This window comes from Paraglaciecola sp., from assembly GCF_030730205.1.
Lineage (GTDB): Bacteria > Pseudomonadota > Gammaproteobacteria > Enterobacterales > Alteromonadaceae > Paraglaciecola.
The window spans coordinates 1-2,506 of the sequence record NZ_JANQVQ010000219.1; the positions used below are offsets into that span (position 1 = coordinate 1).

The following is a 2,506-nucleotide window of genomic DNA, read 5'->3' on the forward strand; positions in this document are numbered from 1 at the left end:
ATAGTGGATCACTTTTAGATTGTTGGAGTGGATCACTATTGGGTTGTTGTTGACAGATAAGGCACTGCGCCACGGCCCCTTACTAGTAATGCCACACGCAACCGCAGCTTGTATATGTACCCGAGCGTCGGTTCGTCCCAATCTCATTAAATTCCTGACTTTGGTGCGTGGCTTTATTCGCCACTTCGGTGTGGCTCTCAAATTGCCAGCTACCGCTGTTCAAAATCATTCCAGATGATTTTGTCGCCACTGGCGCCAATAGCCCATTCTCACTCTGCGCCTGATCCAATGATCTAGGATCAAGGGGTCAGGGTCGTTGAAAATCCAAAGGCCCTGCGAACAACATTGATGATTTTAATTCGATGGACAGTCTGACACGGTACAAGCGGAGAGAGGGATTCATTCGTATCATCCATGATACTCACCCTTCGGGCAGCCTGCGGCTGTGCTAATCGCTCCCGGCGATTTGTGCGAAGATACGTCCGTGTATTTCGTCGCTTCGCGACCAGCTGTTACCAACAATGCAAAACTGATCCACCTCAACAATTGAAATCTGATCCACGTGTTTTCACTATGGTGCTTTTTTGGAGGCACCTTGATTACCAAAGAAGAGCTTATGAAAATTCAGATTTTGCATCAACAAGGTATGTCACAGCGCGCTATCGCCAAGCAATTGGGTATCTCGCGTAATACCGTTAAACGTTATCTTCGTGCCAAAGTTGATACACCGGTTTACACAGCGCGGGCTAAAGGTCGCTCCATGCTTGAACCTTACAAGTCTTTTTTGCATTCCCGTATTGCACAGGCTAAGCCTGTACATCTTTCAGGTGAGGTGCTATTCCGTGAAGTTAAAGCGTTAGGCTATACCGGTAGCCTGTCGTTATTACGCCAGTATTTATATCAATACCGTGGCAAACCTACTCCAGAGCCTATCGTCCGTTTTGAAACCCAGGCAGGTAAACAAATGCAGGTCGATTGGGGACAAATGCGTGGTGGTAAGCAGCCTATTCATGCGTTTATCGCTGTTTTGGGCTACAGCCGCGGAATGATGGTGATCTTCACCGATAACATGCGTTATGACACGTTAGAGCAGTGTCACCGATTGACGTTTGAGTATTTTCAAGGGATCCCTAAAGAAGTGTGGTACGACAATATGAAAACTGTGGTGATTGAACGTGATGCTTATGGTGACGGTCAGCATAAACTCAATCAGGCGTTTTATCAGTTTGCAAAAAGCATGGGATTTATACCCAAACTCTGCCACACCTATCGACCTCAAACCAAAGGTAAGGTTGAGCGGATGGTACGTTATGTACGAGATAACTTCTTTCGGCCGCTGAATACAAAATTGCTGGCTCAAGGCCTGACACTGGATATCACCACGGCCAATACAGAGGTCCGCATATGGTTAGACACTGTGGCACATCAACGCATTCATGACACCACGAAACAAAAACCTGCTGAGAGACTGGTTGAAGAGCGCAAACACTTGCAGGCCTTACCGCCTAAAATCTTACCGGTGACATCCACCTTGAACTCACACGTGATACTGCCTTCACTTCATAGGTTAAGCCAGCAGCCATTACATCATGAGCTGAGTGTTTATGATCAACTCATGGAGGCCATATGAACCTGCAATTATCACGTCTTAGTGAGCTGACAAACACGTTACAACTGGCGGGCGTTGATGCTAATGCGTGTGATTTAGCACAACAAGCCGCCAAAGAAGAATGGGATTATCTGACCTTCTTAGAGCAGATATTACAATGTGAGCAGCGCTCTCGCCATCAGCGGAAGCAACATATGTTCACTCGAATGGCGGGGTTCCCGGGCAATAAAACCTTAGAAGGGTTTGATTTTAACTTCGCCTCTGGCGTGCCAAAAAAACAAGTAAGTGAGTTGGCATCACTCTCTTTTATTGAGCGACAAGAAAATGTGGTCATGTTAGGACCTTCTGGCGTGGGCAAAACGCACATCGCTGTGGCACTGGGTTATAAAGCAGTACAAGCCGGTATTAAAACCCGTTTTATCAGCGCCTCTGATTTAATTCTGCAACTGGTAACTGCACAGAGACAAGATAACTATAAGCAAGTGATGCAACGCTCCGTGATCGCACCAAGGCTGCTTATTATTGATGAAATTGGCTATCTCCCGTTTAGCGCACATGAGGCCAAATTACTGTTTGACGTGATAGCTAAACGATATGAAAAAGGCTCAGTTATTCTAACCAGCAACTTGCCATTTGGTCAGTGGGGACAGGTGTTTGCTAACGATACTGCGCTCACTTCCGCCATGTTAGATCGGGTTTTACACCACTCTCATATCTTACAAATTAAAGGAGAAAGCTATCGGATCAAAGAAAAGAAACAAGCCGGATTAATGGATAAACCCAAAGAATAGTGGATCACTTTTAGATTGTTGGAGTGGATCACTATTGGGTTGTTGTTGACATCTGGCTGAACAGCCATACTTTTCGGCCAATGACGAAGGGCTTAATAGCGCGTTC

General features: G+C 46.0%; 2 protein-coding genes and 1 pseudogene. 2 read left to right on the forward strand and 1 reads right to left on the reverse strand.

What is annotated here, in order from left to right; all coding sequences use genetic code 11:
• Nucleotides 1–297: pseudogene (locus NWQ57_RS14785) on the reverse strand (hypothetical protein); the annotation flags it as partial.
• 298 nt (nucleotides 298–595) lie between these two features.
• Here NWQ57_RS14785 and istA point away from each other — a divergent pair.
• The gene (gene istA, locus NWQ57_RS14790) at nucleotides 596–1,630 is read left to right on the forward strand and encodes an IS21 family transposase (RefSeq protein ID WP_372340926.1); all 1,035 of its coding nucleotides are present in this window, start codon (nucleotides 596–598) and stop codon (nucleotides 1,628–1,630) included.
• Complete coding sequence (gene istB / locus NWQ57_RS14795; protein WP_306022933.1) at nucleotides 1,627–2,400, forward strand: IS21-like element helper ATPase IstB; 774 nt, start codon at nucleotides 1,627–1,629, stop codon at nucleotides 2,398–2,400. The genes istA and istB overlap by 4 nt, the downstream gene beginning before the upstream one ends.
• The last annotated feature ends 106 nt before the right edge of the window (nucleotides 2,401–2,506 follow it).

Excerpts from the sequence above, each read along its gene's own strand:
- istB (WP_306022933.1), top strand. The coding sequence starts at position 1,627 with ATGAACCTGCAATTATCACGTCTTAGTGAGCTGACAAACACGTTACAA.